The organism is Streptomyces sp. NBC_01717, assembly GCF_036248255.1.
In the GTDB taxonomy this organism is placed as follows: Bacteria; Actinomycetota; Actinomycetes; order Streptomycetales; family Streptomycetaceae; genus Streptomyces.
Genome location: NZ_CP109179.1, coordinates 585,294 through 611,839, shown reverse-complemented (window position 1 = coordinate 611,839; position 26,546 = coordinate 585,294). Strand labels below are relative to the sequence as shown.

Here is a 26,546-nt window from a genome sequence, read left to right as displayed (position 1 = left end):
ACCGGGGCTGCTGTCCGCACACCAGCGGACGGCAGCCCCTTCATCGATCCGCGCCCAACCTTCATTGAGACAACCGCTGAGCAGTCTTCGGTGACAACGCTCAACCTTCAGCGAGAGGTCACAGAGCATTCCGCAACACCCACGAGGGCACGCAGAGCGTGCTGTGGGGCGAGGGCGTGAGGGAGCAGTTCCAGGCCCCGGAGCTCAACCTCGCCTGGTACATCAAGAACGGCACCGTCACCGACCAGGACAACGGGGAGTAGGTAGGCGATGAGCACGTTCGGGGACGGCCTTGACAAGGCGGTACAGAAGGCATTCACCCGCCCGACGCCATCGCGCGGGCGCGCAGATGCGGTACCTGGTCAAGCAGTACAAGGGCACGAAGGCGGTTGCCCAGATGCTCGCTGCGCGCCTGGAGCGCTAGGTGAAGGCCCGCTGGCAGCCGCAGATCCGGGCGAAGGCCAGGGAGAAGGCGGCGAGCACCGGCGGCATCGTCATCGACACCCGGGCCCGGCTCGGCTACGTCGCGCCGATCGGGTCGACGGATGAGGACCGGATCCGGCACCTGACCGTCGCCCTGCTGCCGCGCCACGCCGCCCGCCTCTTCGAGGCCCAGGAGGCCGGTGCCAGCGACGACCGCCTCAGGGAGATCGCCGCCGAAGCCCTCAAGGAGACCTACTTCCAAGACGGCGGCCGCCGCGCCGGCTCCCTGGAGGAGGTCCACTTCACAGATATCGAGCACCTGGAGTTCGACCTGTAGACGCACCCGAACAGCCCGCGAGCACCGGACCGTTGTGACTTGGCACTTCATCGGTCAGCGACCTAGTTTGAGGCACATTTCGACGCTGGGGGTTAGTGACGCGGAGGCTCTGAGGAGGCCCTCGACCGCACTGCGACAACTTGGTCCCGGGCCCCGGCTCCCGCTTCAGCCGGTGTTCCGTGCGGGGCCGAGGTGGGCGCCGACGAGGTTGCCTGCCCGGAATGCTCCATCATGCTCACTACGCAGGGCACGGTCCGAGTGGCCACCGCCGAGACCGCCGAGGCTCCGGTCTCCGCCGCCGCGAGCTCGGGCCACCGCGGTTCCCTCGCCGGAGCGCACCACCTGCCCTGGCTCGGAGTGGTTCACGCAACTGCGCCGGAGCCCGCTTTCGGAGACTCCCGGTCTCAGGTCGTTTCCGCATAGCGCTCTCCGGCGTATGCCCGGATGACCGGGACGACGGCTTCCGGGCCTCCGGGCAGGCGGTCCAGCCGCAGGGCGTAAGCCTGATGGCCGTCCATCAGGTAGCTGTGCGGGAGGTCTGTGGCGGTGCCCGGCAAGGGCCACACCACGAGCCAAGGCCGCGTGTCCTCGCTACCCGTGTGCCGGGGGCCGACCGTGACGGCCGCGATCTGTGCCCAGAGGAAGTACTGCTCGTCCTCGGTGACTTCGCGCATGCCGATCCCGGAGTGGCCGATCCGCAGCCGCAGCGGCCGGTGCCATCGGAGGAAGGACCGGCCGGCGAGGGGCCAGCAGGCCACGGCGCCGCCCAGTGAACAGAGAGCGATGAGGGATGCGAGGCCCGCGCCGGGATTGTGGATCAACTCCCAGAACGAGAACATGAAGACGACAGCCGCCCCGGCCCAGACGACGGTCCAGGTGCCGGCCCGCCGGGCGTCGACGAAGACCTGTTCGCCGCCCGGTACTTTCTGTTCGGGCCCCGGCTCCGGCGCGGTCGCCGGGACAGGCGGGCGCACAGAGCGCGGGGCCGTCTCGAAACGTGCGCCGGCGTACTTGGTGAGTGCGGTGGCCAGTTCGGTGACGCTCTGGTCCAGGTCTCGGCAGTTCACGAGAGTGAAGCGGGTCCGGTCGTCGCCGAAGGTGCGGTCCGCCTTGCGGGAGAGCGTCACGCCCGGCGCAGTCCACAGGGTCAGTCGCCGCTTGGGCGGTGCGATGTGCTCATCAACGTTCTCGCTGGTGTTGGGGTCGTGCCAGAGGGAGACGGCGTCGATCTGCTCCCAAACGAGCTCGGCGTCGTGCAGCGTGATACCGGCCCCGTCTATCCGCAGCCGGAACGGCCGTTTCGCCTTGCGCAGGTCGTGCCACCCTCGGAGGGCCGCCACCGCGGACAGGAAGAGGACGAACAGTGCGGTCGTCGTGTCGCCGCTGTCGTTGCCGGACGGCACCTTGCCGTTCGGCACAAGGTCGGCCAGCCACACCAGGGCACCTGCCATCACGATGGTCCCCGCGACGAAGCACTGTCGGCCACGCCGCCTCAGCGTCCGCTCGACTGTGAATTCCATTGCCACGTCCGCTCTCTCGTCAATCCCGCCGGCACCCATGGTGCGGCCCCGCCCGCCTGGCTTCCGGGCCCGCCGACCGGCGGTTGCCCAACCGTGACGTCCACGAGACAACGCCGCCAGGCGGTCGCTCCGGCGGCCCCGGCCGTTCATCCCCGCGCCGCCGCTGGGTGGGTTGGGACCGACAGTGCCGGTGTCGGGCGTGGGCCGGGAGGACCGTCCCGGCCCACGCCCGCGCCCCGCCGGGGCGGCTCCCCTCGCGGTCTGACCCGACCAGTAACGCCCCTGGCCGCCTGGTGCGGTCATCGTGCGTCGGCCGGTGCCCAGCAAAGGGTCATGTCGGGCAGAGGGACGTAGAACCCCGGCGCAGCCGCAGCGAAACGCGACGCCCAGCATCCACAACAAGCGAACATTACGGGCGAACCACCACACCGATCAGCACGAACTCACCGCTGACGAATCGAGGTCAGTCCCGATACCCCAGCGACTACAAACATGGCATCACTTCACATGCCGCCCTCATTGACACGGCAGCTTTAGTTCGTGAGAAGCCGTATCTCAACCGAACAGGATCGTTGAGTTCTCGCTGGTCAGCATGGTTTCGGTCGTGGGAAGGAAAGGATCCCGCGTCCTGTTTCCGTCTGATCGTCGAGGGGTGCGCGGTGGCGTCGATGCTGCGGTTGCTGGAGGAACGGGAAGCGGTTGCCCGGGTGCGGGTCGAAGGGCTGCGGGAGGCACGGCGTTGGCGGCCGCGGCACTGGAAGCCACCGAGATCGAGCTGGAGTTCGCACCTTCGAGCTACCAGGAGGCCCCGCCTTCATGCGCCGACCGACTGGAGATCACCCGCGTGAGAAACCCGTTCGACCCGCACATTCCATGACCGGTTGAGATACGGCTTCTAATGAACAAGCAGGCTAGCTTGGGCTGGTCGCCGCGGTGGCTGTGACGGGGGTGGTGGCGCAGATGGTTCCGCGGTCTTGGATATGTGCGCAGGCTTGGGCGTCTTGGGGGCGGGTGGCCGGGACCATGGGGGTGTGAGCGTCGTGTCCGGTCTGCTGCCGGTATTCCTCGGTGTTGCCCTTCTTGGGGGTGATGAGGATCCGGTCACCGGGGGAGGTGCGACTCATTTTGGCCCATGCCGCCCGGCAGTGCGGGCTGTAGCGCAGTTCGACGGTTGCCCCGTACTTGCGCTCGACGAAGGCGGTGACGGCGTCTTTTGAGCAGATGGTGGTTGCTGGTTCCATCGAGGCGCAGGTCGCACCGGCACAGGTAGCTGTGGCCGCAGCTGTCGGGAACACAAGAGCGGAAGCCGTCGAGCCCGGCTTCGCGGCTTGAGCGGGGTCGTCGTCACCGGTGGCCCAAACCGTCACGACGGCGGCGATGGCGGCCACACACACGGTGGCGACCGCCGCCCATACCCACTTCTTCTTCGCCTGCTGCGCGGCTTTTGGCTCCGGCTGCGACGGTTCCTGGGGCCGCGGCGGCCTTGGTTCTGCCTCCGCGTGCCGGCGCAGCAGCAGAGCCGTCTGAAGCTCTTCGTTGTCCGGCCGGTGCGCGCGCTCGGGGGCCGAGCGGACATGCCATACCGCCTCGATCGCCTCAGCCGAGGGGAGCAGCTGGCCCTTCTCCCAGCGGGAGATCGTCGGCTGATTCGAGTGCACCTTGCTGGCGAGCCGGGTCTGACTCAGCCCGCACTCGGTGCGCCACCGCGTGAGCAGCTTGCCCAGCTCGGCGCGGGCCGCCCCCGGCTTCTGACCGCCCCGCACGCCGGCCTCCCGTTGCACGTCCATCCCCACCCTAACTAGTCGCGTATAACACCAGGTCAGAGCCATGCATGCCGCTGCGTATATACGCGCATGACCCGGTGGCGGACCAGCGTAGAGATTCCCTGGCCGAGTGCGCCATGGTGTTCACGGCCGACGCAATCGTTCCGGCCACACCCCAACTCCCATGCCCCTGGGCCGCCATGCCCTCTGGGCGGGACAGCACGTCAAAAATCCATGACACGAAAGGGTTAACCACCATGAACACCACGTTCACTCCGCGTCTGCGGAGCATCGCCGCCTCTGCCGCTTCCTTGGTCGCCCTCGGCGCGATCGGCGCGGCCGCCTCCCCTGACCTCGCTTTTGCGGGTGACAACCGGACCGTTTCGCAGGGCGCCCGCGCCCAGCACCTGTCCTCCACCCTGGGCAGGACCGCCACGCCGGCAGGCGGAAACATCCACGCCGCTGCGAAGGCATGGCCGCAACTGAAGAGCGGATCCCGGGGGACGGACGTGCGCACCGCCCAGTACCTCCTTTCCGCCGCCGGGCACAACGTCACCGCGGACGGGGCGTTCGGGCCGCGTACGGCGGGTGCGGTGAAGGCGTTCCAGAAGCGCCACGGCCTCAAGGCCGACGGAGTCGTCGGCCCGAACACCTGGCACAAGCTGATCCGCACCATCCGCCAGGGCTCGAGCGGCGAGGCCGTCAAGGCCGCACAGGTCCAGCTCGCCGCCGCCGGGCACAACGTCACCGCGGACGGGGCGTTCGGGCCGCGTACGGCGGGTGCGGTGAAGGCGTTCCAGAAGCGCCACGGCCTCAAGGCCGACGGAGCCGTCGGCCCGAACACCTGGCACAGGCTCGTCGTCGGCACGAACGTCCCCGCCCCCCACACCCCGTCCGGCGGGGGCCGCCTGACCAACCGGCAGGCCCTGGCACAGCTCGCCGCTGCCGGCATCAAGCACCCCTCCGGCCGCACCAGCCTCGAAGGCGTGCGCGCCCGCACCATCCAGGGCGTCATCGCCCTCAAGAAGGCCAGCGGCTGCCCCATCACCATCACCGGCGGCACCGAGTCCGGCCACAGCGTCGGCCCCCGCTCCCACGCCAAGGGCTACAAGCTCGACCTGCGCACCCGCGACGAGGGCACCTGCGTCACCAACTGGATCAAGAACACCCAGCGCAAGGGCAAGCCGCGCGGCAATGACCCTCGCTGGCACGGCAGCCTCAACGGCATCTCCCTCGAGTACGTCTACGAGACCCCCAAGCGGGGCGGCGTCCACTGGGACGTCACCTTCAGCTGACCCCTCCGCCCCACCCCCGTCATGCCAGGTGGCCGGGCCGCGCCCTGCCCGGGCGCGGCCCGGCCACCCCGAACACACATCCTCAGAAACGGATCACAGCATCATGAAGCGCTCACCTCGCACCCTGCGCACCGCCGCCGCCAGCACCTGCGCCATCGCGGCCCTCACCGTGTTCGGCGCCGCACAAGCACCCACTATCGCCACCGCCAGCAGCGACCCGGCGACCACCACGGCTCGCCACGCCACCACCCTCCAGGGCAACCCGAACTGGCCCACGACACGCAGCGGCAACCACGGCATCGCCGTCACCGCCCTGCAGCATCTGCTTACCGCCCGCGGGCACGCCGTCTCCCCGGACGGGGCGTACGGCCCGCGCACGGCGGCGGCCGTTCGGGCCTTCCAGACCCTCCATCACCTCCAGGCCGACGCCGTGGCTGGCGCGAGGACCTGGAAGGCCCTCGTCACCACCGTCCGCGCCGGCAGCCACGGCTCCGCCGTCACCGCCGCCCAAAAGCTGCTCACCGCCCGCGGCCACGCCGTCTCCCCGGACGGGGCATTCGGCCCCCGCACGGCGGCTGCGGTCAAGGCCTTCCAGACCCGCAGCCACCTCGAAGCCGACGGCGTCATCGGCCCGAGGACCTGGAACGCCTTGCTCACCACGTCCAGGTCCACTCAGCCGACTACGCCGAGCACCAGGCCCGGAACCGGCACCTACACACTGAAGCTCACCAGGAACGGGAATCAGCCGCTCAACTCACGACTGGCGCTGCTCCGGGGCGGCAAGGTGATCGACTCCTACCGTGCCGGGTCAGGAATGGGCAGCACCGACGAGTGCCTGCCCGACAAGGGGTGGCTGCCCAGCGGGACCTACAAGGTCAAAGGGCACGAGACCAACCGCGGCGGTTGGAACTACAACCCCCGCGTGCAGATCCAGGGCTACGCCATCCAGATCGAGGACAAGACCTGCACTCCCAAGCCTGGCGGCCACGAGCGCGTCCAGCGCACGCAGATGTTCATCCACAGCGAGATGCTCGCCGACGGTACGCAGGCCTTCGACAACCCCTTCAACGGGGATGACTGGTGGCGCTGGGACAACGCCGGCGACTACAGCTCCAACGGCTGCATCAAGCTCGCACCCAACGACCTCAAGGACCTCTTCACCCACCTCAACCGGGCCGGCTGGCCCAAGAATCTGACACTCCACGTCAGCTGACCACACACCCTGCCCTGCCCCGAGACAAGGGGCAGGGCAGCCGACTCACCCAAGCTCTCGGCATCGGATACTCCGGTCGCCAACTCACGCGCTCACTCGCCAAATGAAACGCCTCCTTACCTTGTTGGCGGGGTGATTCCGGTCCTTCGCCATTCGGTCAGGCGGCTGCCGATCACGGCGAGTGCGGTGTCCTCGGCGGTGTGTCCGTGGCGGTCGGCGTGTCGTCATCGCTCATGTGCGCCCGCTGCCAGATCCCTTTCCAGTTGAACGGGGTCTCCGGGACGAACCGGTGCCGCTGCCCGCACGGACATGGCGCCAGCACCCACGCGCACCCACGGCACAGCTCGACCCAGCCGTGCCCGGTCGAGCTCAGCACCCGCGGTCCTTCATCCCCGCAAGCCGGGCAGCCGGTCGGCTCGGCGCCGTCCAGAATCGCGTTCTGTCGCCGGACGTACTCGGACAGTCGCAGCGACGGGTGGCGAAACGGGTCTTGGTGCCAGACGCGGTCCGGGCCGTCCCACCTGCTCCGCAGCCACCACGGTCGCGGGTCTGGTATAGCCCGCCGCCCGGCCCGCTTCTCTGCCCGGCGTTGCGCGGCGTACTCCTCTGCTCGCGCGAGCCACAGCACCCGCGCCTCATGCAGTTCCTCCACCGCCCGCACCAGGGCGTCAGGGTCCGCCTCCAGCCGCCGGGGGATCGCGGCGCTGAGCGTGAGGTGGTGGTACGTCGCCCGGAAGCCGTACGGCGCAAAGAGGGTGAGGCAGGTCCGCAGCGCGCTGTGCCGACGGTGGAGAGGGACGCGGGCGTCGTGCACATGCGCTCGGTGGGTCAGGAAGCTGGTCATTGTGTGGGTGCCAGGTCCAGTGCCCGTGACAGGGCGGCCGTGACGGCGGCAGCGTGTGCTGGCAGGTGTTGTTCAGCCCAGGTTCCGGCAAGGCTGAGGAAGTCCTGCAAATCCTGCTGGGCGCCCGCGACGAGCCTGCGTATCTGGTCTACCGACAGCTCGATCACCGGGCTGCCGTCCGCCCCGTGGGCGTCGAGCGTCAGCCGGACGATGCCGCCAACGCGTTCGGCCACCGAGGACGGATCGTGGCCGAAGTAGGAGCAGCCGGTGCCGTCGAGCACCTCCAGCCAGTCTCGCCAGGTCTCCAGGCCGTTGCAGCAGCCCGGCTCGACGAAGACAGTGTCGGTGGTCTTGTCGCTTACCCGGAACCCTCCGGCGGCGAACAGATCCGGCATGGTGAGCAGCCCGTGCAGGAATGTGCCGAGCGGGTCGGTCGGGCACGGCCCTTGCTCCTCCTCCGGCTCGAAGTCGTTGCAGTCGGCGATCCGCATAACCGCCGTGCCGACCTCCGCCGGAGTGAGCTCCCCGTTCAGCACGAGGTAGCCATATGGCTCGTGCTCCCCAGCCGGCCAGAGATCGAAGTCGTCGGCAGCGAAGATCTCCAGAACGGGTTGCATCACAATCACAGGGGGATAATGCCGGACCCACTGCGGGGCCAGGATACGCAGAAGGCCGGACCCCGGTTCTCTTCGAGGTCCGGCCTTCTGCGTGCTTGGTGTGTCAGCTTCCGTCGGTCGAACCCGACCTTGGAGATGTCAGAGCAGCCGTGAGTGCCATTGCTTGAGGGTTTTCCCGGTTTCGGTGTCGATGGCGGTGTCGTCCGGGCGGAACTCAATGATGCGGTGCGGGGCCCGGGTATTCGGCTTCCAATGGGGGCCTCCGACCATGACCGACAACTGGACCGCCTGATAGCGGTCCTTGACCGGGACCGTCACTTCCAGCTCGATCGGCATGGCGAACTGGCCTTCCTTGAGGGGCTGGGTCTCCTCATGCGCGGTCTGGTTCCCCGAGTCGATGCGGACCATTTTCGCCTTCTCATCCGTGTCCACCGAGACTGACAGGATGACGGACTGGCCGTCCTTGCTCCAATCCGCGAACGTACTCGTCTTGACTCCGTCAATATTCAGTTCTGTGGCGGAGACGCCCTTGTAGGCGGCCTGCTTGGCGGCCTGCTTGTCGTCTGCTGCGCTCTGCCATACGGCGGCGATGGCGATGGTCAGGGCTGCGACCGCAGCGGCGTATGGCCAGGTGCGTCGCTTCAACGGAACGGGTGGTTGTCCGCTGTCAGGATCTGCTGCGGCTGTAGGTGCGGCCGGGGGTGGTCCGTGCTGCTCTGCCGGTGGCGTGCGGGCATTGGTCGTGTTGGTCCACCATTCGACCTCTTTGCCCATGTGGCTGACGGTAGCGCGTAGTTGGGTAGCCGTGGCGGGGCTTCCGCACAGCTCTGCGACCGTGGCCCTGGTGGACAGCCACGAGACGGCCTGGTGGGAGTTGATGCCGTGGGCGGTGATGTCCTGGCGTTCGCCGAGGGCCGCCAGGTCGGCCGCTTCGTTGCACCGGCCCTGCCGGGCTGCCTCGATCACGTCGTAGTGCCGGTCGATGACGTTGGGAGGCATCTGCCAGTCCCAGGCATCACCCTGCTCGATGTCGATGGGTTCCGGCGGGCTCTGACCCTGGTCTTCGTAGTTGCTGTCCTCCTCCTCTTCCTTCACTAGCGTCGGGTCCGGTACGGCCAGGGCTTCCTGTGCTTGGCGGCGCCGAGAGGAGGTGTCGGTGAGGCGGGCCTCGTCCTCACTGCGCATGGTCTCGATGATGTCGACGTAGTGGGGGCCGACCTTCCATACAGCCTGGCCCGGGGCAAGGTTCGGGATTTCCTTGATCGCCCAAGCGGGCAGGCCGAGCAGCGCGCCGACGTTGGCGGCTTCTTCCGGATTGAGGCGTCCGACGTGGGCGATCTCGCACAAACGGGCCAGGTCGCGTGCCTTGCCGTCGCCGAGGTCGGACAACGTGTGCATCAGCACGTCCAAGCTCAACCCGGCCTTCCTGCTGTTCTTGAGCAGCCGCTGGATCATTTCGCTCGTGGCGGGGGACAGCAGGATCTGCCAGGCCTCTTCGAGGACCAGGTGCCGGTGGGTGGCGGTCGACTGGCGTAGCCATACGTGTTCTGCCCAGCACGAGACCGCGGCCATCAGCGACGGGATCGCGGGGCTGTTGCGGTCCAGGCGGGAGAAATCAAAGGTGAGGATGGGCAGGTTCGTAGGCGGCAGGGTCGCGTCCTGGCCGTCGAAGAGACCGCGCAGCGAGCCCTCGGTGTAGCGGGACAGTCCGATCGCCACACCCTCTCCCCACTCGGCGAGCTTTGCGGCCGGCCACCTGCCGTCCTCGGGCCGCACCAGGGAATCGACCAGACCGTTCAGGTTGGTCGCCTTGGGGTGATTGAGGGCGTGCTGCAGGGCGTGGGTGGACTGGTAGGTGAGTGCGCCGGGCTCGACAGCGGTGATCAGCGAGCGGATCAGCTGCTCCCGTACCTCGGGCGGCAACAGGCGGCTGCACGGATTCAGGGTGAATGAGCCGGCCTCGATGACCCGGCCGCCCAGTGAGTGGGTGAGGGCTCCCCACTCTCCGGTGCTGTCCTCCCCGAAGCTGTCGATGACGACGGCCTGGTGGCCGTGGTGGAGGATTTCGCGGCGGATCCGGATCTTGCCGGTGGTCGACTTGCCTGACCCGAGGCCCCCGAGGGCGAGGCTGTTGGTGGAGGGCAGGATCGAGGCCTCGGCCAGGACCGGGGAGAGGTGGAAGGGGCGTCCGTCCAGTAACGACTTGCCGACCGGGATTCCGGGGAAGCGGGTGCTGGAGGCGATGAGGGGCGCGGTGATCGCGGCGTGGGTGGAGGGCAGTCGAATCATCAGAGGATCGCTCCTTTCCTGGTGGAGGCTCCGTGGGCAGTGGTCATCACATGGGCCCGGTGCTGCTGGCCGGGGAGCCAGTCGAGGCGGAGCCGGTGGCGGTCGGCGGTCAGTGCGGTCTGCCAGCGGGCTTCGGTGACGCTCTCGGGGCTGTCGCCCCACACCGTCAGATACGCGTCGAGGTCCACCAGGGCCGCGCCCTGGACCAGCGCGCCATGCGTGGCTCCGCTGGCCAGGTCGTGAGCGTCGGCTTTGATCTTGTCGGTGGTGAACGCTTCAGCCGCGGCGGTCTGCCATCTTGCGGAGCGGCGTGACTGCCCCGCCGGCAGGGGCCGGTACAGAACAGCCAGGGACCGGTCGGCGTCGTGCCCCAGCAGCAGCTTGGGCATGAAGTCTCCGTCGGTTTCCTCGGGCCATGCGGTAATGCGTGCGGTCGCCGCGTAGCGGCCGTCGTCCAGCGCCGCCCAGCCGGCCCCGCGCTCGGTCACTGTCGGGACCGGGTCCGGGGTGATGGGCGTCAGGACGCCCATGGTGGCGAACTCGCCTTCCAGCGTGTCGATGACCCGTGTGGGGTAGCCGACGAGGCCCTTGGGCACGTGGACGGAAATCGTCTGGGTGTGGGCGGTGTAGTCGCCGACCGTGGCGTGGTGGGTGACGTGGACCTGGATCCCGGCGGCGCGGGCCTGCCCGCCGGCGAACGTCAGGGCGCGGGAGAACGCGTCATGGAACGCGGCGCGTTGGTGCGCGTCCTGCATGGTGCCGTGCCCGGGATATAGCGCCCACGTCCTGGTCGCTCCGGTGTCGGGCATCACGCTGGCGGGTGCGGTGCGCTCGCGCAGGTGCCGGTAGCCGACCGTCGCCCACCGGGCGATGGAGCGGGGCCCCGGCGCGAGGTTGAGCAGCACCGCGGCCGCGCCCACCGCGCCAAACGTCCAGGCGGGCGGTGGGGCGAGCACCGCCGAGATCAGGACGGCGCTCCCTGCCCCGGCGTTGAGCTTCGTCAGGACCATCTCGGCGGGGCTCAGGCCGCGTTGCAGGGCGGGAATGCGGTAGCCGGGAGTCAGGGAGTACACGGGTTCCTCTTCCTTGAAGTCTGGGCCAGAAAGGGCCCTTGGCCCCGGCGTACGCTCCGCGCCAGATCGGGCGGGAGGTCGTACGCCGGGGCCAGGGGGTGTTGGCTCTCTACGGATTGGGCGGCCGGACCGGGGCCGGCCCCGGCCCCGGCGCCGGAGCCTGCGTCCGGATGGTCGGTCCGCGCCCCTGTGCCCGCCCCGGTGTCCGGGGACCGGGGGTGTTGGTCTGTGCGGCAGCAGCCCGCGCCGTTCTGCGGGCCTCGATGAGCTGCTGATTGCGCGGCGCTTCCCGCTGGGTCTTGTCGATGGCGGACGCGGTGGTCAGCCGTGAGGACCGCTGCTTCTGTTTGATCCCGTAGGCGGCGAAGAGAACACCGCGGTCTTGGTGCGCGGCGCGGCCCGGGGTGTCCACGGTGCGGGGCATCCGCGGCTGGTTCTCCTGCTCGTAGAAGTCCGGGGACCCGGCCCGGACTACCGCCCGTGCGAGCGGGTTGGTCGTCCGGCTCTCCACGAAGCCGCGTGCGGCTCCTGCGATCTTGGGACCGAAGTACGGGATCCCGTGGAAGATCATCCGCAGCATCAGCGCGTCCGCCGCGACCAGGAGCACGGCATCCATCACGAGCGAACCCTTGACCATCTGGACGAACGGGCTGACAAGCAGCAACGCGAATGGGGCGAACATCAGCCCCAGCAGACGCATCGCCCAGGCGCGGACTGCGGACGTGTCACCCCCGCGAGCCATAGAGGCCAGGACCAGGGGGGCCATGAGCACGAACGCGAGGATCCCGAGCTGGCGCGTCATGAACACCAGCGCTGCGAACGCCAGCGCTACGACGAGTGCGGAGATGATGATCAGGATCGCCACGGGATTCCCCGAATCTGCCCCGTGATCCAGGTCCTTGCTGATGGTTTTGAGGAGGGTCGACTGGTTGCTGTCGAACGCGGTCGTGAACGCGGAGCTCACGGCCTGGTTCAGCAGCATCACCACCCCTGGGACGGACGCCATGCCGGCGACGGCGGCCAGCGTCCATCCTGTGGATGCGCCGAGTTGCTTGAGGCGGGGTGTGCCCTGCCATGCGGTCAGGGCGCACACGACGATCACGCAGATCAAAATGGCGATGGCCAGATGTTGCCCGAGCCATAAGAACTGCTGGTACACCGGATTGTCGGTCTTCTCCGGCGCCCACGCGTGCTTGGGGGCGAGCAGCCCCTTGAGCGTTTTGATCAGCGTTTTGGCGAGGTGGTTGACGTGCTCGGAGGCCCCTTGGGTGATTCCATCGCCACCGGTGTCGGAGGACCCGCCTCCCTCGGGTTCCCAGTCGTTCTCGCACATCTTCTTGGCGATGCCCGTGATCAGGCCGCAAGGGTCCTTGTCGGGCATGTTCAGCCCTTCGCGTTCGTCACGGTCGAGAACAGGGTGTCGCCGTAGAGCGCGAGGATGACGGCGACGAAGAGAGTGCCCAGCGCCATGCTCCCCTTCTGCAGGGCGCCCTTGGGGTCGTTGGACAGTTGGAGCAGCATGCGAATCGCGATGATGGCGATCACGGCGGCGATGCCCTTGGTGACGAGCCCGCCGCCGGTGAGGCCGATCGTGTCGAAGAAGTCCTTGAAGCCGCCGGACATGTCGACGGGCTTGGCGAGGAAAACGAGCTTGCTCACGGGTCAGATCTCCTTGTTCGCGTGACGTAGGGGGCGTGCGATCGCATACAGGTCGGACATTGAGTCGATGGAGGAAAAGCGAACTGACGTGCCGGGCCGGGGGGCCTCGATCATGTAGCCGCTTCCCACGTAGATGGCGACGTGGTGAATGCTGCTGGGGCTGTTTCCGTAGAAGAGGAGGTCTCCGGGGCGTTTCTGTCCGGGCTTTACCGGTTCTGAGGCGGCATATTGCTGTGCTGCCGTGCGGGGCAGGGTGATTCCGGCCTTGGCGTAGGCATAGAGCGTGAGTCCGGAGCAGTCGAAACCCTTGAGGTTCTTTCCGGAACTCCCGTTGGGGGAGCAGCAGGACCCGGTACTGGGGCCATTTGTATTGCCTCCGCCCCATGAATAAGGGGTTCCGAGTTTTCCGCTTGCTGCGTTGATGGCGGTGGCGGCTTGTTCGGTGGTCGTAATTTTTCCGCCGGACGGAACGTCAGCGAGTGCGCTGATGGACCGGACGTAGTTCTGTGTTTCCCGGTAGGGAGGGACGCCGCCGTATTTGTGGACGGCGCTGCTCCCGGCGTTGTAGGCGGCGAGCATGTTGTTCCGCTTGTTGCCGGGAACGTCGTTGACGTCCTTGGCCATGTCGCACAGGTATCCGGCTGCTGAGGGGATCGCGTCCTCCGGGTCCCACACATTGCGCTTGCCGTCTGAGTTGCCGTCGATTCCGTGGGTCTCCCACGTGGAGGGCATGAATTGCGCGATGCCTTGAGCGCCGGCCGGTGAGGACGCTTTCGGGTTGAAGCCGGATTCCTGGGTGAGGAGGGCGGCTAACAGGTTCGGGCTGACCTCGGGGCAGGTCTTCCCTGCCTCCTCGACCAAGCTCCTGTATTTGGTGGGCACGGACAGGCTGAGCACCTTCCCTATGGCGGGGTTCTCGTTGGCGGCCTGTACGAGGCCGGCCACGAGAACGGCCGCAGTGGCACCTACACCGATGGAGACGGCTGCAGCGGCACGCAACGGCCCCACCTCCTTTCCTGGAGTTTTGAGTGTTTTTGCTGGTCAGGGCCGCCACGGGTGACCGCCCGGGGAGCGCCGGACCACCGCCACCGCACCGCCACCGATGAGTGGGGGTGGCGGTGCGGTGGCGGTGGCGGTGCGGTTGTCTGGCGGTGCCGGGGGCGGTCACGATCGGGACATAGCGGCTGCGGTGAGGTCGGCCAGTCGATACCCGCGTACGCCCTTCGGTCCTTTGTCCGCGGGAACGTCGAGAAGCGCTTTCAAGCGTTTACCGCGTTCTGTTGGGTCGGTTTCCGTGATTCCGAGGGACGCGGCCAGGTCGGGGGTGGGCATGAAGTCCACCCCGTTGTTCTGCATCAGGTTGATGGCCTGCTTGAGTGGGGATTCAGGGATTGCTTTTTCTCGTCGCGTAAACGCTTCATCGACTGTCTCCCAGATGAATTGGTCCGGGAAGTTGAATCCGCGAATCAGGGTGGACGTCCCATTGGCGAAGAGGACTCCCTGACCCTTGATGTTTGCGTCGAGGAGTGCCGGGTGGATCGGGGCCACCGTGTCGAAATATGAGTCTCCGAGGGCGACTTTTGCGCTGCCTTCCGATGCCACGTACAGGCACATTCGGTAGAGGAATTGGTCGCGTACCTTCACCGGAATTGCATCGTTTGCCGGGCGCTGGGTCAGCATCACCGTGGAAATGCCGGATTCCAGAGACTTCGCGACCAGGGACCGCGACTTGTCCTCTACACGGCGCACCAAGTCTTTCGATTCGTTGGTGCCGTTGTGGGTGAAGAAGTCGGCAGCCTCATCGATGATGAAGAACACCGGCTTAAAGACCGGTGCAGGCTGCCGAGACCGGATGGCGTTCTGCAACTCCGTATACCGGCTGTCCACACGGGCAAGCAGCTCATCGAGAATGCTCTCCAAAACGACCGGACTATCGGACGCCTCATAGCGGACAGCAAGCTTCTCGAATTTTGTCAGCCCACAGAGTTTCCCATCGAGCAGATACAGATCGAACTCGCCGTACGCGATCAGCAGGCATGTGATGAGCCCGTTGACCAGCGTCGTCTTGCCCATCTGGGTCATGCCGCCAATCAGCAGCGACGCCTTGTCGAACGTCGCCACCCCGGCGAGCTTGCCGGTTACCTCATGCCCGAGCGGAACTCCCGCGAACGTCTGGATCTCGCTGCGGGTCGGCGCGGGGAACGAGCGGCTGAACGGAGGTTCGTCCAGCACCAACAAGCGCACACGGCGCTCGGTTTTTCTGCTCGCCTCCAGCTTCAGATGCAGACGGGTAACGCCGAACATCGACGCGACAGGCCCCAGCTTCTTGGCGACATCCTCATGCGTACGGCCCAGGGGCACCAAGAAGTCGTAGAGGGTCCCCACCTCGGGCAGCTGCTCGGTCCTGACGTCATCCGCGAGAATGACCTCGTCCTTGCCGATGGCCCCGGCCCGGCTCAGAACCGTGGTCAGGCCCGGATGAGTCGGGACAGCCTCGGCACCCACAGGGGCCCTGTCTGCGCCCTTGTCGGGCGCATCATGGCTCAGGGCCACGACAGCGTTCGCGTCGCCCGCCAACAGACGAGCGACGGCCGTGCGGAGCCGCCAGGCCAGATAGCCGAGCGCGACCAATGCCCCTGCGGTAAGGAGAACAGTGGCCGGCCAAGACAGGCCCAACTTGTCTTTGATGGCGGCCAGAACGCCGAACATGATGACAAGGCCACCGATCGCGCCGGCCAACTGCCCGTATGTGTCCTCGTTGTTGTGCTTGTACTGCTGTTTCTTCCCCATATCCCACCCTATTTTCGTGTCACCTGAGATGAGAACTGGCGAGCGCAAATCGCGTCCCTGACAATTCCGTTCGGGTTTTCGCGGTGCTTTCCGGATCTGCTTTCCGGGTCTGCGATTGATCGCTCTCGCTCCCCGGATCACTCACCGGTTCTGCACCGTTCGACTGCGTTGTTTTCCGGCAGTCACGACACAGCCCAGCCGTCGTGATGGCTGGGCTGCATCGGTGGTGCCGGACAGATGTCCGGTGTCCGCGGGTCAGGCGCCCGCGTCCTCGGGCTCCTCCTCCTCGGCCTGCTCGGCTCCCCCGTCCCTGTCGACCTGAGGGCCGCCGACCTTTTCCTTCGCCATCAGGGCACTCCAGGCGCGGCGCACCCGCTCCTCGGAGCCGATGTAGCCGTTGTCGCGGAAGCTGTCGCGGGCTTGGCGGTAGGACTGTGGCGGGTCATCGACGTACCGCAGGTGCCGCAGCACGACGTCAAGCTGACCGTCGGTCAGCGGTTCGCCGGGCTCGGGGACGGGCACACCCGCCACGGCTGCGAGGTCCGCGAGGGCGGCGGCCCGTGCCGTTCGCTGTGCCGGTGTGCCGTCAGGTGTGCCGGACGGTGTGCCGTTTTCGAGTGGCAGGCCGCTGACCTGCGTGCCGAGGGCGTGCCGGTTGGTGACGGCTGTGCCGGGCAGGGCGGGCGCGGTCGGCTCCCAGCCCTCCAGCTCCGGGAGCCGGATCGCCGCGACCGACGCGGGAAGGGGCTTCTCCGCGATGGTCTTCTCGGTTGTCTCGGCCTGCCCGTGGAGCTGCTGGGTCATGTCCTGCTGGGCCTTGAGGACCGACACGCGGTAGTTCGTTTCGGCTGCTGCGACTCGCGTCTCCAGCGTGGTGGCGAGCTCCAGCAGTTCGATGCGGTGCGCGGCTTCCGCCTCCATCTCCTCCAGGCGGTCCGCCACAGTCTGTCGTTTGGTGGCGAGGTTCTGCCGTGTCGTGTCGGACACCGGACGGCCGAGCGAGGGTAGGGCCATCCACCAAGCGCCCTTGGTCGCGATGACTGCGATCGGGGTGATGACAACGGCCAGGTCGAGCGGCGCGCCGCCCTTGGCGGCCAGGATCAGGTGAGCTGTGGGGACGGCGGCGTTGATGAGCGTGAGTGCCAGCCCGGCGTACTGGACGCGCCGGGCGCGGGACTTGTTGTTGCCGGCCAGGATCTCCGTTGCCTGGAAGACGACCCACAGGGCATCCAGGGCGCCGACGGTGGGCACGGCCCACCCTCCGAACCAGGGCTCGAGGATGTCGTAGGTCACGGCCACCGATAGGACGGCCACAGCCAGGGTGATCACCCCCAGGATGGAGAGGACCATCCCACGCGGCTTCTGTAAACGCTTCGGCATTTCCATGCCTTCTCCTTCTGATCAATTCAGGTGCGACGGCGGTTCAGGTAGGCGTCTTGCAGGCGCTCGAGTCGCTGGGCAAGTGGGGCACCGGCCTCACAGGGGGTGCCGTGCTGGCAGGTGGGGCAGCCCATGCGGTGGGCGCGCCAGGTGTCGGTGGCGCGTATATAGCGGGCGTGCAGGTCGTCAGCCATCGGAGGTGGTGCCTCTCGGGGCGAGGGTGGATATCGGTGACGGAGTGGCCGGCGCCCAAGGCCCTCGCGGCCGCCGTGGCGGCGGCCGCGAGCAGGGCGAGGGGGAGTGGGTGGGCCAAACCGTGTGCGGTAATGGCCCGCACCGCCCCGTGGCGGGCGATGCGGGCACCGCGTATCTGGAGGTCCAGGGCTCAGTCAGCTCGTCTGTCCGGAGCCGTTGCAGTCGGTGCAGGTCTGCATCTCGACGCCCTGGTAGGGGGTGCCATCGGCACCGACATGGTTGACGGTGACCATCTGCTGGCCAGAGCCGCCGCAGGAGGTGCAGGTGGTCATCGGGCCGCCCCTGTACTGCCGCAGCGGCACGTCCAGTAGCCGCACAGCACGCAAGCGTCGTCTGCCGCCCGGAAATTGAGCGGGAGGATGAGCCGCTGGACCGGGTGGCGGGTGTAGCCCGGCGCCATCTCGGCGAGGGTGCGGCATGCTCGGCGGCTGGCGGCCCGGGCACGGTCGTTGACGTCGGCGACCAGCTGGCGCACGACTCGGTGGAGCTTGTCCGTCTCGTCCCGCTCGTATCCGCGGCCGTCGTCCCCGCCGCAGTCGTCCTCGCGCCGGATGTCGTCGATCGTCCCGGCATACGGGGTGAGGGTGATGGCCATGCCGCCACACCCCAGCCGGCGTGCGCCCGGCGGGCGGTACGGATCTGGCGGATGCTGGCGGCGAGGGCCCGGATCGGGAGGTTCTGCTCGGTCCGGTTCTCGTCCTGGCGGAGACGGCCTCCGTGGCGGCGGCCGTCCGGGTTGAGGCCGGCCTGGGTGCGGAGCTCGATGGACAGGTCGTCGAGCAGGCGGCCCTCGGTGTCCCGGTCCCCGTCGACTACGGCGGTGAGGCGGTCGGCCTCAGCTGTACGGGCGGCGGCGAGCTGGGTACCGGAGAGACCACCACGCACCATGTCGTCGACACGGTGGTTGCCGTCGCCGTCGCGGAGCGCGAGTTCCTCACACGCGGCACGAACCGGGCAGCCGTTGCAGACCCGGATCGCCTCGGCACGGCGGGCCTGCCAGGTGATTTGGGGCTCGCCGTCGGTACGGAACCATAGGTCCGGGTCGGCGGTGGCGCAGTGGGCGCTGGCGTCGATTGCGGACTGGAGTACGGCCCGGCGTGTATGCCGGGCCTGAGTAGATGTCATCCTGTGCATGCGTAGGTCGTCCTTTCAGGTAGGTGACCTGCGAAGACGGACCCCCGGGGTTGCACCCCCGGGGGTCCGTCGCATTCAGGGCCAGTTGGCCCCGTGACTGCTGTACGAGCAGCCACGGCCGCCGCCACCCGGCATGTGCGGGTGGCGGCGGCCGTGGTCGTTCGTCGGTGTTCAGCTCAAGTGGTCAGCAGTGGAAGGCCGAGCCGCGGAACTCGGAAACCGTCTCGGCCGGGCGGATCCGGCATGCGTTGTTGGCCTCTTCAACGGTCGTGCCGCTGCGCTTGGCTGTGGCCTTCTTTGCGTCGACCGTGTCTTCGCGGTGTTTTGCCCACTCGGCTGCGGTGTTCTTCGTGGCTTTGGCCGCCCGGTAGCGGGTGAGCAGTGCATCGACGCGGGCATCGTCTTGGTGCTCGCGGTCTCGGTGTGGCTGGGTTCGCTTCAGCTGGTCGTACAGTGCGGCGAGCCGGGCGCCGTCTGCGCAGCGGTGGGTGCTGCCGCAGCGATCGACCGTGTTCCTGGCCTGGCACTTCTTGAGGTGCTCGCGGTAGGCGGTGAGCGCGTCGGCCGCGTTCACCGGTGCCGGAGTCATCCTGGCGACGGGCTTGGCCGGCGCGGGGAGCGGTTTGTAGTGCTGCCGGGCGGAGCGGAGGCCGGTCGCCGTGCTCTCAGCCGTGAGTAACTTCTCGCCCCACTGCTCGACGGTGATGTCGATAGTGATGCGCTGTGCGCTGCCGGGGCAGCGGCGACCGCCGGCCGGTTTTTCGCCGAAGAAGCGCCGCGGCCTGTCGTTGGAGGCGATAACGCCGTCGCTGGAGCGGTGCGGGGTAATCATTGAGCGGGTGAGGCGGTGCCAGGTCTGGCAGTCGGGGCAGACCGCCATGCGGGGATCGCCTTCGCGAAGGTTGAGGTGTTCGGGCCGCATCGTGCTCGCCAGAAGCGGGGTACGTCCGTTGTGACGCATCAAGTTCTCCCTTGCTGTTGCGTTCTCCGTCGGTCAGGAGCTGGACGGGGTCCCGCTCCTGACCGACGGGCAGCGCAACGGCCGCGGGTGGCACAACTGGCTGCTGCTCTCGGAGGACCGCGTCGTACTCGTCACCCCGGGCCGGCATGTAAGCCGGACAACCAGACGTATGAAGTTGAAGGAGGGGCTGGGTTGTGAGGTCCGGCTCCCACATCCGGCGCCGCCGGGGCAGTTCCGGGTGAAGGAGCCGGGTCCGAAGACCCAGCGGGTCAAGCCACGAGTTGCAGCCGCTCGGCGGCCCGCGCAAAGGCGTCGGGGGTCGGGCGGAGCATCTGCGCGCCGACGGAGTGGGCAGCGCCCATCAGCTCTTCTCGGATCCACTCGGCAATCGACGGCTTCAGGGCCTCGAGCAGCCGCTCGCGAACCCGCTCGGTGATGGAGGGGTCGGTGGCGACGATGTCCTCATCTGCGTCCTGGCGGGCCCAAAGCTCCGCTACGACCTCGTCCCGAGCCTTGGTGCCGCTGCCCGTGGCATCAAGGCGGGCCAACTTGCCCGGCGTGAAGTACTCGTCCATCTCCAGCGGCGTATCGAACACAACGTCCAGGTCGATGTCGCCGAAATCCGCAGCTCCACATCGATCGCGTCCAACAGTTCCTGGGTCTCCGTGTCGAAGTGCTCGGTGGCGAGGCTGACAGCGGGACGGCGGGTGACGTTCATGGGGGTGGTGATCCGTTCGGTAGGAGCCGGCACAGAGGCAGGTCAGGTGTATTCGGGCAGGCCAAATAGGCGCCTTCTGGCGACCCGTCCCTTGCGGGGAGACCTCTGGACCATAAGGCTATAAGGCTTAAGGTGGCAAGGATGTGATCGCGCCATGCTGGTTTAAGCGAGAGAGGATTATGGTTTGGAGCAGGTCGAGACGAGCCGAGGGGATGAGTCGTGAGCAGCGATGATGCATGGATGGGTGAAGCGCAGCCGTATCTCGCACCACGCAAGCCAGGAGAGCGCGACGCCTGGAGTGTGGAGGCCGCTACGCGCGGCAGGAGAGGCAGTCAGCGCCTCCTTGCCGTGCAGGAGGTAGACGCTCCAGAGCCCGTGCGTGACTTCTTCGGCCTCGACACCAGCACGAAAGTGGTGGTCCGCCGCCGCCTGATCACGTTGGACGACCAGCCGGTCGAACTTGCCGACTCGTACTACCCCCTGCACATCGCCCGTGGCACCCGGCTTGCCGAGATGGGAAGGATTCCTGGCGGCGCGGTAACCCTGCTGGCCAAGCTGGGATTCACTCCCGAAAGCGAGCCCCTTGAAGATGTCGCCGCCTCCACTGCGACTTCGGCCGAGTGCGGACAGTTGTGCCTGCCGGTACGCACGCCCGTACTGGTTCTGACTCGATTCACTACGTCCACCAACGGCACGCCGATGGAGGTCAGCATCATGACCATGACGCGGCACCTCCAGTACCGACAGAGGAAGCAGGCCAGCTGATCCATGGCGAGAACATTTGACGACAAGCGGTCGGCTCACCAGAAGATCGCCGCGGGCTTGCGACGCCAGATCACGCGGGGAGACTTGGCTCCCGGTACCCAGCTGCCTTCGACCCCTGCCCTGATGGAGCACTACGGCGTTGCCGGAACCACCGTCCAGAAAGCTCTCCTCATGCTGAAAGACGAAGAGCTCCTGGTCGGTCAACCCGGCAAGGGGGTGTTCGTCAAAGGCAGCACCCAGCAGGCCATTTCGCCAGCTGTGTACATGCCCCTTCCGGCTGCCGGAGAGCCTTACCGATGGATCAGCGAGGCCGAGAAGCGATCGCAGCGAGGCTCGTCCAAGCTGATTGAGGTAGCAGTGGTGACACCACCGAGTGAAGTGGCGCAGGCACTCAGACTGGAGCAGGACTGTCAGGTCCTTATGCGCAAGCAGGTGCTGTTCTTGGACGAGGAACCCACCGAGCTCACGAGGTCGTACTACCCGCTCGATCTGGCCCAAGGTACGGCGATGATGGAGCGCCGCAAGATCCGTGGTGGCACGCCCACGCTCCTCAGCGAATTGGGCTACCCACCAAGAGAGTTCACGGACGAGGTCTCCTCGGAGATCCCCACGGAGGACGAGGTGGTAGCACTCGAACTTCCCAAGGACATGCCAGTGCTGTTGACCTTCCGAGTCGTCTACTCGGACAACGACCGCCCGATCGAGGTGTCCCTGCTCGCGAAGGCTGCGCATCGGTATCGCATGAGATACCGGCTCAGCGTCGCCTGAAGCTTCCATCCAAGTGCGCCTGGCCTCAAGGTGACGGTGGGGGCACTTTTCTGCGATCCCACCCTTAAGTCGACCCGCCTTAAGGTGATACGTTGATCGAGTGAGACCCAGCGGCACCTGAATGTTCTCTCGCACGGACAGCATCATCGCTAGGAGGAACCCGTGTACGTGTATGTGATCGGCGTTCCAGGTGTACTCACAGCAAAGATCGGCGTGACAAGCGACCTCCAGCGTCGGCTGCGCGAAATTCAGAACATGTCCCCCGTGAAGCTCGAGGTTCTGTGGAGCTGTCCTGGCAGCAACGCTCTCGAGCAAGCCATCCACGCTCACTTCGCCGAAGCTCGATCGCACGGGGAGTGGTTCGTGTTCGAGAGGGATCCGGTGTCTACGGTGCGGAACGCAGTTGAGAGCGGCCTGGTAGTAGTAGTCGAGAAGACCTCGCCGACGGTGGAGAGCATCGAGCAGCCTCCTCCGCTCGATCTCAGCCGAACTGCGCATAGAGCGATCTGGAAGTCCTACGCCGACACTCGCTTTACTACCGTGGACGCAGCATCGCGCCTCGGATACACCCTCGTCACGCTCCTCGGTCATCTCGACGAGCTCGTGGACCGTGGGCTTGCACGGCAACGGCTTCCAGTCCGATCGGACCGAGCCCATCAGCTCTTTACTGTCCGACGCCCGGTGTAAGAGCTGGGTACTGCATTCGCGATGGAACTCTCCAGCCATAGCTCTGTGCCCCCTTCGACCGCTTCGTTGTCTGGGGGCAATCACACCGGCGGCGAGGGAAACGGAACATCACAGCGGCTTGTCGAAGCCCGTGCGCACTTCCATTCACGGGTTTTCAACATCCACGTACACATGGGATTTGGGGCCTGAGTCCTAGGCTCGGGGCCATGACGATGACGGAGGGGCAGAGGGTGGGGAAGCAGCGTGCAGGGTGGAGGCCGGACCGGCTGCGCGAGCAGCGGGAGGGACACGGCCTGACTCTGGAAAGGGCCGGTGAGCGTCTCCGGGAGGTCGCCGAGCGGGCCAAGTTGAAGGGCATCCCCGCCGCAAATCCTCAGACCTTGTGGCAGCACGAGCAGGGCGAGGTCTTCCCTGGTCCTCACTACCGGCGCGCTTACTGCCTCCTGTACCGGGCCACCGAGCCCGACCTCGGTTTCCGCACTGCCCTGCCGGGTGAGGAGACGTCCTTCAAGCTCACGCCGATGGACGACCGCTTCAACGGCGCGTATGTCCTGGCTGTTGAGCGGGCGATTCATCGCATTGCGCCGGGCTCGGGCGAAGCCGACCACTTCGACTTGCAGCAGCGCATCATCGACGCGTGGAAGCGCAGGCACACGGGCGGCGACCCGCACCGCCCGGTGCTCATCCTGGTCGGCGGGTTCGCCGGCAGTGGGAAGACCGAGCTTGCCCGCTTCTTCGTTCAGCTCACCGGTTGGCCGCTACTCGACAAGGACCCGCTCACCCGCCCGCTCGTGGAACGCCTTCTGGTCGCGCTGGGCGGCGACGCGAACGACAGGCACACCGATCTCTACCGGAAGAAGGTCCGGCCGGTGGAGTACGACTGCTTGATGCAGTCGGCCATGGCCAACATCAAGTGCGGTATCAGCACCGTGCTGACCGCCCCGTTCATCGCGGAGATGACGGATCCGGCCTGGATGCAGCGCCTGAGCAACCGCGCGGGATCGATGGGTGTCGACGTCTTCCCGGTGTGGGTTCGCTGCGACGAAGAGTCGATGCGCGAGTACATCGGATTCCGCTCCGCGGCCCGGGACGCGTGGAAGCTGGCGCGGTGGGAGGAGTACATGGCCACGATCGACCTGGAGCTGCGCCCGGCGGTGCCGCACCTGGTCGTCGACAACCGGCTGGGGACCGCGGTGACGCTCGCGGACCAGGCCCGGCAGGCGATGGGGGCGATGTACGCGTGAACCCGAAGCAAGGCGTGATCCTGTACGGCCCACCGGCGGCGGGCAAGGACACCGTCACCACCGCGCTCACCGAGCTGAACTCGAAGTACGCGCAGTTCGCGCGACTCAAGGTTGGGACGGGCAAGTCCGCCGGCTACCGGATGGGCACAGAGGAGCAGCTACGCGAGCTGGAGGCTGCGGGCGATGTCGTCTACGCGAACGCGCGGTACGGCAACACGTACGTGATCGACCGGCCGGGCGTCGACGCGGCGTTCGCGGCCGGGGTGCCGGTGGTGCACCTCGGGCAGGTCGATGGCATCCGGGCTCTGGTCGGCGGCTACCCGGCCGGCTGGACCGTGGTGGTGCTGTGGTGCCCGCGCGAGGTGACCGCGCAGCGGTCTGCGGGGCGAGGAGACAGCGACACCACGGCGCGCTTGGCCGCGTGGGAGGCGACCCGTGAGGACCTGGACGCGCACCCGGATATGAACTGGGATCTGACCGTGGACACCGCGACGGCGTCCCCGCAGGACGCGGCGCGGCTCATCGACCAGTTACTGACGCAGCGGGCAGGAGTGGCGACGGCATGAACGCGGGCTACGGCTGGACGAGTCGGTCCAGGGCATCGGTGAGCGTGAGCTCGCTGTCGTCCTTGACGTCGTGCCACCGTGCCAGCGTGGACGCGGCCGCGCGCAGCATCTCCGGCGGAAGGCCGGCGGCAGCGAGCGTGTCGGCGGCTTCCTCCAATTCTGGTCCCCAGCGCCAAGCGCGCGCTGCGGTCTTAGCCACGTACTCAGGCTCCGCGAGGTACGAGTCGGTCCGCCGGGAGGCGACCTCAATGAGCTCGTGGTCGACGCCGTGCTCGCGCGCCATGCCGAACGCGAGCGCCACCAGCACGCGTGAGGTCTTCTGGAAACTGGCGTACGACAACTTCAACGCCGACGCCTTCCCGATCTCCGGGCCCAACGTCGCCGTCCGCACGGCCGTGCCCGCAAAGAGCGCTTCGATCCGCTCGGTCGCATCGGCCGGGCCGGACAGATACAGCGTCGGCGTCTTACCGCGGACGGGCGGGGAGCCGATGACGCCGCCGTCCACGACAGTCGCGTCCGGTCCAAGCAGCCCGGCAATCCGCGTCGTCCGAACGGGGTTGATCGCGTTCGCCTCCACGTACACCCCGGTGAAGCCATGCTTGGCCACGTCGCGCGCCAGGTCCTCGGCGGCGGCCGGCGGGCAGAGGCTGATGACAATGTCGCTGCGGTCCAGCAGTTCGGTCAGCGTGACCACCGACGTCAGGCCGAACTGCTCGGCGCGCGCTGCGGAAGCGGTGCTGCGCCCGGCCTCGCACCACAGGACCGCGGCTGCGTTGGCCACGGCGCAGCCGGCGACGGCGGCGCCCATGCTGCCGGGGTGGAGGATACCGACGGTCGGCTGGTTCACGGTGCTACTCCGAGGTCTCGTTGAGCAAGATGGTGATGGCGCCGATGACGTCGTCGACATCATGGTGTGCGACCGCGAGGTCGTCCGGCCATGGGCGGCCGCGGAGCCAAATGGTGCGCAGGCCAGCCCGGTGTCCGCCGCCGATGTCCCCGGCCGGGTTGTCGCCGACCATCCAGCCGCCGTCCGCGAGGCTCACGCCGCAACGGGATGCCGCGAGTTCGAAAAGGCGCAGGTCCGGCTTGCGGATCTCCAGGTCGCCCGAGACCGCGACGCCGTCGACCAGGGCAGCGAGGCCGGTCGCGGCCAGTTTGGCGCGCTGGATGTCGCCGGCCCCGTTGGTGATGACACCGATCGTCCACGCGGCAGCGCGCAGACGGGCCAAGCCCTCAAGAACCTCCGGTCGGCAGGTGACGGCGGCCGACATGAGGCTGACGTACTCCTGCCACAGCTGCGCGGCGGGCACCTCCAGGTCGAAGACTTCCCGCAGACGGGCAAAGTCGGCGGCGTTCGCGCGGTCGACCAGCTCGGTGCGCAGCCACTGTTCAGCGTCTGGAGCAAGGGCGTTGGCCCGACACAGGCCGGTCACGGCGTCGCTGAGCGCCGACTTCCGGTCGGCCAGCGTGCCATCCAGATCGAAAAGCGCAAGTCCGGGCATGGTTCTGAACCCTACCGGCCGTCGATCGCAAGGCCGTTCACCGTGGCTGCATCCCCCAACTCCGCCTTGCCGCGGGTCTCACGCAGTTGGATGTCGCGGAGGCGGTCGGCGTGAAAGGTCTTGTCGGTGTGCGTTGGGAGCTGGGGAAGAGCAACCCTCGGCGTCCACAGCGAGATGCCTGCATCCACCTGCTCAAGCGGCTCGCTGAGCGTTTCCCCGAAGCCGCTGAGCTGAATGAGGGCATGCCGACGCCGACCTCCGAAGGGGGATCGGGATGACCTAGTGGCCATCGGCCGCGCGCGCCAGGAAGCGGATTAACCACCCGCTGGCCTCGCGCGGCCCGTCTACCGACCGGATTGACCACCCGCGTCGGCCGCTCAGGTCCCGGTTCACTCCCGGTCCTGAGCTGCGGCTCACCGAGCCGCACATTCCTCTATCGGCCCCTAACCAGGACCACACCACGGCCACTAACCACGGCCACCACAGCCACGGACAGCGCCGCCGGTGTCACCGCGGGCCCCCACCACAGGGGCTTCGCGGTTCACCAGAACCGAGAGGAGAGGAGAAATCTCCCCCCACCCGATCGGTGTTCGCCCGCTTCTCACGAAGGGGGCTTCACCTGACACATCCACACATCTGGTTCGGCCAGCCCCGAGGGGATCTGGTCGGTCCAGCTATGGAAGGTAGGTCGTTCTCATAGTGCCTGAGAGTGGTGTCCCCTGTCAGCTTGACCCTGTCCGTTT

Annotated in this window: 25 protein-coding genes and 2 pseudogenes; 9 read left to right on the top strand and 18 right to left on the bottom strand. The window is 67.4% G+C overall.

Annotation, left to right across the window (positions count from 1 at the left end; genetic code table 11):
* The first annotated feature begins 270 nt into the window (after window positions 1-270).
* Window positions 271-760 (top strand): annotated as a pseudogene (tpg, locus tag OHB49_RS44555) (telomere-protecting terminal protein Tpg).
* Between the two features lie 404 nt (window positions 761-1,164).
* Here tpg and OHB49_RS44550 read toward each other — a convergent pair.
* On the bottom strand, window positions 1,165-2,280 hold the full coding sequence (locus OHB49_RS44550) for a hypothetical protein (protein WP_329167336.1): 1,116 nt from the start codon (window positions 2,278-2,280) through the stop codon (window positions 1,165-1,167).
* Window positions 2,281-3,191: 911 nt separating this feature from the next.
* The gene (locus OHB49_RS44545; RefSeq protein ID WP_329167335.1) at window positions 3,192-4,067 is read right to left on the bottom strand and encodes a DUF2690 domain-containing protein; all 876 of its coding nucleotides are present in this window, start codon (window positions 4,065-4,067) and stop codon (window positions 3,192-3,194) included.
* A 233-nt stretch (window positions 4,068-4,300) separates the two neighbouring features.
* Between OHB49_RS44545 and OHB49_RS44540 the strand changes: the two genes are divergently transcribed.
* The gene (locus tag OHB49_RS44540; protein WP_329167333.1) at window positions 4,301-5,338 is read left to right on the top strand and encodes a peptidoglycan-binding domain-containing protein; all 1,038 of its coding nucleotides are present in this window, start codon (window positions 4,301-4,303) and stop codon (window positions 5,336-5,338) included.
* 103 nt (window positions 5,339-5,441) lie between these two features.
* Window positions 5,442-6,551, top strand: a complete 1,110-nt coding sequence (locus tag OHB49_RS44535; RefSeq protein WP_329167332.1) for a L,D-transpeptidase family protein — start codon at window positions 5,442-5,444, stop codon at window positions 6,549-6,551.
* 172 nt (window positions 6,552-6,723) lie between these two features.
* Here OHB49_RS44535 and OHB49_RS44530 read toward each other — a convergent pair whose 3' ends face one another.
* The 11 genes from OHB49_RS44530 to OHB49_RS44480 all read right to left on the bottom strand — a co-directional run bounded on the left by OHB49_RS44530 (window position 6,724) and on the right by OHB49_RS44480 (window position 18,053).
* Window positions 6,724-7,395, bottom strand: coding sequence for a hypothetical protein (locus tag OHB49_RS44530; protein WP_329167330.1), 672 nt, complete (start codon window positions 7,393-7,395; stop codon window positions 6,724-6,726).
* The gene (locus tag OHB49_RS44525; RefSeq protein ID WP_443079744.1) at window positions 7,392-8,012 is read right to left on the bottom strand and encodes a hypothetical protein; all 621 of its coding nucleotides are present in this window, start codon (window positions 8,010-8,012) and stop codon (window positions 7,392-7,394) included. Before OHB49_RS44525 ends, OHB49_RS44530 begins: the two co-directional genes overlap by 4 nt.
* A gap of 138 nt (window positions 8,013-8,150) precedes the next feature.
* Entirely contained in the window at window positions 8,151-10,301 is a 2,151-nt protein-coding gene (locus tag OHB49_RS44520; protein ID WP_329167327.1) for a hypothetical protein, read from the bottom strand.
* Complete coding sequence (locus tag OHB49_RS44515) at window positions 10,301-11,374, bottom strand: hypothetical protein (RefSeq protein ID WP_329167326.1); 1,074 nt, start codon at window positions 11,372-11,374, stop codon at window positions 10,301-10,303. The genes OHB49_RS44520 and OHB49_RS44515 overlap by 1 nt, the downstream gene beginning before the upstream one ends.
* Window positions 11,375-11,483: 109 nt before the next feature.
* Entirely contained in the window at window positions 11,484-12,755 is a 1,272-nt protein-coding gene (locus OHB49_RS44510) for a hypothetical protein (protein ID WP_329167325.1), read from the bottom strand.
* Between the two features lie 2 nt (window positions 12,756-12,757).
* Window positions 12,758-13,033 (bottom strand): hypothetical protein, encoded by a 276-nt coding sequence (locus OHB49_RS44505; protein WP_030927542.1) that lies wholly within the window; start codon window positions 13,031-13,033, stop codon window positions 12,758-12,760.
* 3 nt (window positions 13,034-13,036) lie between these two features.
* Complete coding sequence (locus tag OHB49_RS44500) at window positions 13,037-14,041, bottom strand: NlpC/P60 family protein (protein WP_329167323.1); 1,005 nt, start codon at window positions 14,039-14,041, stop codon at window positions 13,037-13,039.
* Between the two features lie 156 nt (window positions 14,042-14,197).
* The gene (locus OHB49_RS44495; RefSeq protein ID WP_329167322.1) at window positions 14,198-15,823 is read right to left on the bottom strand and encodes an FtsK/SpoIIIE domain-containing protein; all 1,626 of its coding nucleotides are present in this window, start codon (window positions 15,821-15,823) and stop codon (window positions 14,198-14,200) included.
* A 255-nt stretch (window positions 15,824-16,078) separates the two neighbouring features.
* Window positions 16,079-17,209: a hypothetical protein gene (locus tag OHB49_RS44490; protein WP_329167321.1), complete on the bottom strand. Its 1,131-nt coding sequence runs from the start codon at window positions 17,207-17,209 to the stop codon at window positions 16,079-16,081.
* A gap of 383 nt (window positions 17,210-17,592) precedes the next feature.
* The gene (locus OHB49_RS44485; RefSeq protein WP_329167488.1) at window positions 17,593-17,730 is read right to left on the bottom strand and encodes a hypothetical protein; all 138 of its coding nucleotides are present in this window, start codon (window positions 17,728-17,730) and stop codon (window positions 17,593-17,595) included.
* Window positions 17,727-18,053: a hypothetical protein gene (locus tag OHB49_RS44480; protein WP_329167487.1), complete on the bottom strand. Its 327-nt coding sequence runs from the start codon at window positions 18,051-18,053 to the stop codon at window positions 17,727-17,729. The genes OHB49_RS44485 and OHB49_RS44480 overlap by 4 nt, the downstream gene beginning before the upstream one ends.
* Before the next feature lie 20 nt (window positions 18,054-18,073).
* Here OHB49_RS44480 and OHB49_RS44475 point away from each other — a divergent pair, with 20 nt between their 5' ends.
* A complete protein-coding gene (locus OHB49_RS44475) occupies window positions 18,074-18,493 on the top strand; it encodes a hypothetical protein (RefSeq protein ID WP_329167486.1) in 420 nt (139 codons plus the stop codon).
* Here the strand turns inward: OHB49_RS44475 and OHB49_RS44470 are convergent.
* The 3 genes and pseudogenes from OHB49_RS44470 to OHB49_RS44460 all read right to left on the bottom strand — a co-directional run.
* A pseudogene (locus OHB49_RS44470) lies at window positions 18,431-18,583 on the bottom strand (WhiB family transcriptional regulator); the annotation flags it as partial. The gene OHB49_RS44475 and the pseudogene OHB49_RS44470 overlap by 63 nt on opposite strands.
* Window positions 18,584-18,776: 193 nt before the next feature.
* Window positions 18,777-19,556: a hypothetical protein gene (locus OHB49_RS44465; protein ID WP_443079731.1), complete on the bottom strand. Its 780-nt coding sequence runs from the start codon at window positions 19,554-19,556 to the stop codon at window positions 18,777-18,779.
* 266 nt (window positions 19,557-19,822) lie between these two features.
* Window positions 19,823-20,128, bottom strand: coding sequence for a hypothetical protein (locus OHB49_RS44460; protein ID WP_329167320.1), 306 nt, complete (start codon window positions 20,126-20,128; stop codon window positions 19,823-19,825).
* Between the two features lie 362 nt (window positions 20,129-20,490).
* Between OHB49_RS44460 and OHB49_RS44455 the strand changes: the two genes are divergently transcribed.
* The 5 genes from OHB49_RS44455 (at window position 20,491) to OHB49_RS44435 (ending at window position 24,301) form a co-directional block, all read left to right on the top strand.
* A complete protein-coding gene (locus OHB49_RS44455) occupies window positions 20,491-21,036 on the top strand; it encodes a UTRA domain-containing protein (RefSeq protein WP_329167318.1) in 546 nt (181 codons plus the stop codon).
* Between the two features lie 3 nt (window positions 21,037-21,039).
* A complete protein-coding gene (locus OHB49_RS44450; protein ID WP_329167317.1) occupies window positions 21,040-21,804 on the top strand; it encodes a GntR family transcriptional regulator in 765 nt (254 codons plus the stop codon).
* Window positions 21,805-21,966: 162 nt separating this feature from the next.
* Window positions 21,967-22,491, top strand: a complete 525-nt coding sequence (locus OHB49_RS44445) for a GIY-YIG nuclease family protein (RefSeq protein WP_329167316.1) — start codon at window positions 21,967-21,969, stop codon at window positions 22,489-22,491.
* Between the two features lie 206 nt (window positions 22,492-22,697).
* Window positions 22,698-23,735 carry an AAA family ATPase gene (locus OHB49_RS44440; RefSeq protein WP_329167314.1) on the top strand — a complete coding sequence of 346 codons (1,038 nt, stop codon included), beginning with the start codon at window positions 22,698-22,700 and terminating at the stop codon, window positions 23,733-23,735.
* The gene (locus OHB49_RS44435; RefSeq protein WP_329167313.1) at window positions 23,732-24,301 is read left to right on the top strand and encodes a phosphotransferase-like protein; all 570 of its coding nucleotides are present in this window, start codon (window positions 23,732-23,734) and stop codon (window positions 24,299-24,301) included. The genes OHB49_RS44440 and OHB49_RS44435 overlap by 4 nt, the downstream gene beginning before the upstream one ends.
* 7 nt (window positions 24,302-24,308) lie before the next feature.
* Here the strand turns inward: OHB49_RS44435 and OHB49_RS44430 are convergent, their stop codons facing one another.
* Both OHB49_RS44430 and OHB49_RS44425 read right to left on the bottom strand, forming a co-directional pair.
* Window positions 24,309-25,208, bottom strand: coding sequence for an NAD(P)-dependent oxidoreductase (locus tag OHB49_RS44430; RefSeq protein WP_329167468.1), 900 nt, complete (start codon window positions 25,206-25,208; stop codon window positions 24,309-24,311).
* Window positions 25,153-25,803 (bottom strand): HAD family hydrolase, encoded by a 651-nt coding sequence (locus OHB49_RS44425; RefSeq protein WP_329167311.1) that lies wholly within the window; start codon window positions 25,801-25,803, stop codon window positions 25,153-25,155. The genes OHB49_RS44430 and OHB49_RS44425 overlap by 56 nt, the downstream gene beginning before the upstream one ends.
* Between the last annotated feature and the right edge of the window lie 743 nt (window positions 25,804-26,546).

Bases quoted from the DNA above. Each gene is read 5' to 3' on its own strand.
- OHB49_RS44545 (WP_329167335.1), bottom strand. From the start codon at position 4,067: ATGGACGTGCAACGGGAGGCCGGCGTGCGGGGCGGTCAGAAGCCGGGG.
- OHB49_RS44460 (WP_329167320.1), bottom strand. From the start codon at position 20,128: ATGGACGAGTACTTCACGCCGGGCAAGTTGGCCCGCCTTGATGCCACG.
- OHB49_RS44485 (WP_329167488.1), bottom strand. From the start codon at position 17,730: ATGACCACCTGCACCTCCTGCGGCGGCTCTGGCCAGCAGATGGTCACC.
- OHB49_RS44425 (WP_329167311.1), bottom strand. From the start codon at position 25,803: ATGCCCGGACTTGCGCTTTTCGATCTGGATGGCACGCTGGCCGACCGG.
- OHB49_RS44495 (WP_329167322.1), bottom strand. From the start codon at position 15,823: ATGGGGAAGAAACAGCAGTACAAGCACAACAACGAGGACACATACGGG.
- OHB49_RS44480 (WP_329167487.1), bottom strand. From the start codon at position 18,053: ATGGCCATCACCCTCACCCCGTATGCCGGGACGATCGACGACATCCGG.
- OHB49_RS44490 (WP_329167321.1), bottom strand. From the start codon at position 17,209: ATGGAAATGCCGAAGCGTTTACAGAAGCCGCGTGGGATGGTCCTCTCC.
- OHB49_RS44450 (WP_329167317.1), top strand. From the start codon at position 21,040: ATGGCGAGAACATTTGACGACAAGCGGTCGGCTCACCAGAAGATCGCC.
- OHB49_RS44520 (WP_329167327.1), bottom strand. From the start codon at position 10,301: ATGATTCGACTGCCCTCCACCCACGCCGCGATCACCGCGCCCCTCATC.
- OHB49_RS44540 (WP_329167333.1), top strand. From the start codon at position 4,301: ATGAACACCACGTTCACTCCGCGTCTGCGGAGCATCGCCGCCTCTGCC.
- OHB49_RS44430 (WP_329167468.1), bottom strand. From the start codon at position 25,208: ATGTCGACGACGTCATCGGCGCCATCACCATCTTGCTCAACGAGACCT.
- OHB49_RS44525 (WP_443079744.1), bottom strand. From the start codon at position 8,012: ATGCAACCCGTTCTGGAGATCTTCGCTGCCGACGACTTCGATCTCTGG.
- OHB49_RS44550 (WP_329167336.1), bottom strand. From the start codon at position 2,280: ATGGAATTCACAGTCGAGCGGACGCTGAGGCGGCGTGGCCGACAGTGC.
- OHB49_RS44440 (WP_329167314.1), top strand. From the start codon at position 22,698: ATGACGATGACGGAGGGGCAGAGGGTGGGGAAGCAGCGTGCAGGGTGG.
- OHB49_RS44510 (WP_329167325.1), bottom strand. From the start codon at position 12,755: ATGCCCGACAAGGACCCTTGCGGCCTGATCACGGGCATCGCCAAGAAG.
- OHB49_RS44535 (WP_329167332.1), top strand. From the start codon at position 5,442: ATGAAGCGCTCACCTCGCACCCTGCGCACCGCCGCCGCCAGCACCTGC.
- OHB49_RS44530 (WP_329167330.1), bottom strand. From the start codon at position 7,395: ATGACCAGCTTCCTGACCCACCGAGCGCATGTGCACGACGCCCGCGTC.